4 protein-coding genes are annotated in these 5459 nt (G+C 70.6%); all 4 read right to left on the bottom strand.

Annotated elements, in window-relative coordinates:
• Positions 1–2 precede the first annotated feature (2 nt).
• The 4 genes from ACR9ZK_RS20495 to ACR9ZK_RS20480 all read right to left on the bottom strand — a co-directional run bounded on the left by ACR9ZK_RS20495 (position 3) and on the right by ACR9ZK_RS20480 (position 5140).
• Complete coding sequence (locus ACR9ZK_RS20495; RefSeq protein WP_481343811.1) at positions 3–935, bottom strand: ABC transporter substrate-binding protein; 933 nt, start codon at positions 933–935, stop codon at positions 3–5.
• A gap of 643 nt (positions 936–1578) precedes the next feature.
• Entirely contained in the window at positions 1579–1959 is a 381-nt protein-coding gene (locus tag ACR9ZK_RS20490) for an Hpt domain-containing protein (RefSeq protein ID WP_481343810.1), read from the bottom strand.
• The gene (locus ACR9ZK_RS20485; protein WP_481343809.1) at positions 1956–2333 is read right to left on the bottom strand and encodes a response regulator; all 378 of its coding nucleotides are present in this window, start codon (positions 2331–2333) and stop codon (positions 1956–1958) included. The genes ACR9ZK_RS20490 and ACR9ZK_RS20485 overlap by 4 nt, the downstream gene beginning before the upstream one ends.
• A complete protein-coding gene (locus ACR9ZK_RS20480) occupies positions 2330–5140 on the bottom strand; it encodes an ATP-binding protein (RefSeq protein WP_481343808.1) in 2811 nt (936 codons plus the stop codon). The genes ACR9ZK_RS20485 and ACR9ZK_RS20480 overlap by 4 nt, the downstream gene beginning before the upstream one ends.
• Between the last annotated feature and the right edge of the window lie 319 nt (positions 5141–5459).

Genomic DNA, 5459 nt, shown 5'->3' with positions numbered 1-5459 from the left:
CGTTACTTCAGCAGCTCGGAGCTGGAGATGGCGCCGGTGCCCAGGCCCCACTTGTCCAGGGTGGCCTTGTACGCCGGGCCGGCCATCAGCGACTGCATCGCCGCGTGCAGCGCCGGGCCCAGCCCTGACGTCTTCGCGGTCCCCAGTGCGACGATGTTGTTGCCGACCTTCTTCTTGTACCGCTGCGGGTACAGCTCGAAAGCCTGCGGCTGCTGCTTGGCGGCCCACGCCAACGGCGCGGTGTCGGAGAAGACACCCTCGATCCGCTTGGAGGCCAGCTGCGTCAACGAGCCCTGCACGTCCGGCAGGACCACCGCGTCGACCGCCGGCTTGCCCGCGGCCTGACAGTCGTCGGAGATCTGCGGCAGGTACTTCTCGGCCTGGGTCGAGCCGGTCACCACCGCGATCTTGTGTCCGCACAGCGTCATCTGGTCCGTGATGCTCAGCTTGAGCGGGTTGCCCTTGGCGATCACCAGCGAGGACCCGGCCGACCAGTAGGTGACCATGTCCAGCACCTTGAGCCGCTCCGGGGTCGGGCTCATGTTCGTCGCGGTGAAGTCGAAACGACCGGCGGAGAGGCCGGGGATGATGGTGTCGAACGAGACGTTCTTGACCTCGAGCTTCAGTCCGAGCGTCTTCGCCAGCAGCGTGGCGATGTCGACGTTGTACCCGACCGGCGTCTTGTTGTCGGTGTCCAGGTACGAGGTGGGCGGGTTGTGCAGGTCCGCGGCCATCGAGATCGTGCCGCGCTCCTTGACCGCCGCCGGCAACAGCTTGACCGCCGCGGGATCCACCTGCACCTCCGGCACCGACCCGGTCGGAGCCGCACCAGCGGCGTCGGTCGTACCCCCGGCGGCCGACGAGCTGCACGCCGCGGCCGAGAGCAGGAGCACAGGAGCCAACGCCGCGAGGCATACGCGTCGCTTGATGCTCATGGTCTGGTTTCCTTCGGTGGTAGCGCCATTGATACGGGTCATGTCCAACTTCCTTGTTTCGCGGGCGAGCTCACTCTCGCCCGGGTGGGTCTCGGTGTGTTGCTGGGTGGTCGAAGGTCCGTGCTGGGTGGCCAGCTGCCGCGGCGGGCACGAGCGATCCGTTCGGTGGAGGTGCGCCACTTCTCCGTGGTCGGTGACATCGCTGGCGCCTGCGACCCCGCGCTGGACTCACCTACTCGTCGTCAGGCAGGGCCAGCCCCCCGCGCGTCGACGTCGTCGTCGCGGCGAGGAGTCGCTCCATGTCCTCGGTGCGCAGGGGCGCGCCGAGGGATGCGGGCCCGCGGCCGTACCCGCGTAGTGGCTTGTCACCGACTCTGCGCGGGTCTGCATCCGGGCACGCCGAATGCCGGTGGCTTCGGTCGGCGCGCTGGGGGAGGTCCCGCTGACCACTCGCGCCTGGTGGGGGCTGCTGGCCAGGCCCCGGGTGGTCGGAGCTGATCAGGTTCTGTCGCTGGCCGGGGAGTGCGTCGGGGGGAACTGCGGAGCGCTCATTGAAGGCAGCCCTCTCTCTTCGGTCGTTGCCGCAAGAGTAGAGAGCGGGACGGAAGACTGTCAACAGTTGACGGGAAGAGTTTGGGCCTGGCTACTCGTCGTCGGTCGCGGCCGCGCCCGCGAGGACCTGGCGCAGAGCGGCCGCCTGGCCTCGCAAGACGGCGACGTCGCCCGGGCGGGGGCCCTCGGCGAACGCGTCCTCGAGCTGCCTGGCCGGTGCGGTGGCCCGCGGGAAGCCCACCGTTCCCGCTGCACCCGCGACCCGGTGCGCAGCGCGCTCGGCCGCGTGCCGCTCCTCCTCGTCGAGGACGTCGCCCGCCAGGTGCTCGACGGCCGTGTCGATGGTGTCGAGGTTCTCGGTGAAGGACGCGCGGGCCCGGTCGTAGATGGCCTGCAGCCGTTCGGCGGCGCTCGGCCCGGCACCGGCCCCGCCGGCCGGTGAGCCGTCGGGACGAGGACCTGTGGCGTTCACGAGTCCCACCCGAGCAGCTGGGAGACCTGCACCGACAGGGAGAACGGGTCGAAGGGCTTGGCGAGGACGCCCGCCACGCCCAGGCCGTCCCACCGCCGCCGTTCGGCCGGTTGCACCTTCGCGGTGAGCAGCACGACCGGCACGTCGCGCGTGCGTGGATCGTCCTGCAGCCGGGCGAAGGTCGTGGGCCCGTCCATGACGGGCATCATCACGTCGAGGATGATGGCATCGGGTGGGTCGGCGGCTGCCATGGTCAACGCCTCCATGCCGTTGGAGGCCGCGGTGACCTCCCACCCGGCCACCATCTCGAGACTGGCCTGGGCGACCTCACGGATCGCGTCGTCGTCGTCGACGATGAGCACTCGCCGGCTCATCGGGTGCCTCCCGTGACCACCGCGTCGAGGAGCTGCAGCACCTGGTGCTGCACATCGGCCGGGTTCGTCCGCGCCTTCGTGAAGAACTGCGTCGGACCGAGACGGAGTCGCTGCTTGTCGTGCTCGTCGAGCTCCAGCGCGCTGTAGACGACCAGAGGCACGCGACACAGCCTCGGGTCCTCGCGGAGCCAGTCGACCAGGTCGAACCCGTCACCGTCGGGGAGCAGCAGGTCGAGCAGCAGCAGGTCGGGCGCGATCTCCTGGCTCAGCCGGAGGGCGTCCCGGGCGGTGTGCGCGGCCACCGCGGTCACGCCGTGCTCGGCGAAGAGCGCCACGAGCACGCCGGTCAACGCCGGGTCGTCCTCGACGATGAGCAGGCGGGGTCCCGCGCCGCCGTCCGCGACCGCGACGTTCAGCTCGGCCAGCAGCCAGGCGATGTCGAGGGGCTTGGTCAGCCAGGCGACGACATCGGTCGGCACGCGTCCGGGTTCGGTGCCGCTGATGACGATGACCGGGACATCGCGGGTCCGCTCGTCGGCCCGCAGTGCCGAGATGGCCGTCCAACCGTCTTGTCCCGGCAGGGCCAGGTCCATCAGGACCGCGGCCGGCGTCTCCCGGAGAGCCAGCGTCAGGGCCTCCTCGGCGGATCCCGCGCCGACCACCCGATAGCCCTCGGAACGGAGCAGCTCGGAGATGACGGCGCGGGTCGCGGCGTCGTCCTCGCAGACGAGGACCGGTGGGACCGATCGGATCGCGTCCGGCGCCCCGAGCGGGTCGGAGGCGTCGACCATCGGGAGCGTGAAGCAGAAGGTCGCGCCCGAGCCGGGCTCACTGAGGGCCCAGATCCGCCCGCCGTGCTGCTCGACGATGCCGCGACAGATCGCCAGGCCGAGACCGCTGCCTTCCTTCTCCCGGCTGTCCGAGGCATCCACCTGCGCGAACCGTCCGAAGACGGCTTCCAGATGGTCCGCTGGGATGCCGTCTCCCTCGTCGCTGACGGTGACGGTCACCTCCCTGTCCGTCTCCGCGGCGGTGATCCGGACGGTGCCGTCGGGTGGCGAGAACTTGACGGCGTTGGAGAGCAGGTTGGTGAGCGTCTGGACGATGCGGTCCGCGTCCGCGTCCACGGAGCCTCGGACCTCGCCGACCTGCAGCCGAACCCTTGCCTGCGCAGCGAGACCGGTCATCTCCTCGACGGCCCGGGCCACGAGCTCGCTGACCGACCACGCCTTTCGGTGCAGCGCGAGCTTGCCCGAGGCGATCCGCTCGACGTCGAGGATGTCGTTGATGAGACGGATCAGACGGTCGGTGGACTCGACCGCGATGTGCACCATGCGCTGTGCCCTCGGCTCCGCGTCCTTGAGCAACCCGCCCTGCAGCAGGCCCAGGGCGCCACGCAGGGACGTGAGTGGTGTGCGCAGCTCGTGGCTGACGACCGAGACGAACTCGTCCTTCATCCGGTCGACCTCCCGACGCTCGGTCACGTCGCGGAACATCAGCACCGCGCCGCTGACCTCCTCCTGCGAGTCCCGGGTCGGTGCCACGGTGAGCTCGACGGGGAAGTAGGTGCCGTCCGCCCGGCGGTAGGTCGCGTCGGTCACGGCGCGGACCTGACCGTCGAGGAGAGCCTGCGCGACCGGGTCCAACGCTGCCGTCACGGGCTCGCCGCGGGCGTCGAGCGGCTGGGTCACCTCGTGGAGGGAACGGCCGGCGAGCTCGGTCGGGGCACGCCCGAGCAACGCCGCTGCCGCCGGGTTGACGAAGGTCAGCCGCCCCAGCCGGTCGAGACCCACGATGCCCTCGCCCGCCCCGTCGAGGATGGAGCGGTGCTGGTGCGTGAGCTGCTCGAGCGCCTGGGTGCGCCGCCGCACCGTGTCCTCCAGGTGTCCGGTGAGCCGGATGTTGTCCGCGAGCGTCAGCATGTGCCGGAAGACCAGCAGGGCAACGACAGCGACCAGGACGCCGACGAGGACTCGGTCCGCGAGCAGGCCCGGCGACCCGGCGACGACGACCAGCACGGCCGCCACGGGCAGGTAGGGCAGCAGCTCGCGCGCCAGGGCGCGCGGGTCCACGCGGTCCTCGGCGACGTCCGCACGCCGCGAGGGCGCGAGAGCGGCCAGACCGAGCAGCATGTAGCCGACGGTCCAGCCGAGGTCGAGGCCGCTTCCCGCGGCGTCCTTCCCCAGGAGCGCGAGGTAGCTGATTCCTGTGTCGGCACAGGCGATCGACACGAACCCGGCAGCGACGAGGAGGATGGGAAGGCGTTCGCGGCCCGCCGCACGGATGGCGAGGCCGATGGCGATCGAGATGATGACGATGTCGGCGAGCGGGTAGAACAGGTAGACCGCGAGGTAGATCCAGGTCACGTCGCCGAGCTGCTCGAAGAGGGGTCCGACGACCAGGATCCAGCTGATGAACAACAGCGCGGCGCCCACGACGAGCCCGTCCGCGATGGACCGCACCCGCGCCGCCGGGCTCAGCTCCCGGCTCGGAAAGGTCAGCATCGCCCCGATGGCGAACGGCACGACGGCGACGAAGAAGACGTCAGCGGGTCCGGGATAGGTCTGTGAGTCCGGCGCCAGCACCTGGTAGTAGAACCAGACCGTGTTGCCGAGGGCGTAGCACGTCGCTGCACCGCCCAGCAGCCACCACGGGAGGCGCTGTCCGGGCCCCCTGAGGCGGGCCGCACGGAAGCACGCACCGCCCGCGAACACCGAGAACAGCACGAACCCCGCGTCGCTGACGGCCCGGACGACTGTATGGCTGCCGCGGCCGGTCAGGCCGAAGGCGGCCAGCGCCACGGCCACGACGACGCATCCGATGGCCGCCCTGCGGAAAGGGACCCACTCAGTTCGTCGCACTCGAGACATGCATCCCCGTGTCTTTTGCACAAAAGCCTCGAATCGGGCTGAACCGATACTGGCACGGAACCGCGGGTGCGCGCGGTGTTTGCGGAATGAACCGTGGCGGGACGAGCACCCGAGCCGGCCGCACCCGAGCCGGCCCCCGCACCGCCGGCCCGCTGCGCGACCGAACGAGTCGTTCGGTCGCGAACGCGCCTCCGGGGCTCGAACGCCCCGGTGCACCGGCTGTCTCTTATACACATCTGACGCTGCCGACGACGGA

This window comes from Monashia sp. HAY1-5C, assembly GCF_056755255.1.
Note: the sequence above shows the minus strand (reverse complement) of the source record. Positions and strands in the feature narration are given on the sequence as shown.

What these genes read in the sequence shown, in the direction of transcription:
- ACR9ZK_RS20495 (WP_481343811.1), bottom strand. Translation starts at nt 935, where the DNA reads ATGAGCATCAAGCGACGCGTATGCCTCGCGGCGTTGGCTCCTGTGCTC.
- ACR9ZK_RS20485 (WP_481343809.1), bottom strand. Translation starts at nt 2,333, where the DNA reads ATGAGCCGGCGAGTGCTCATCGTCGACGACGACGACGCGATCCGTGAG.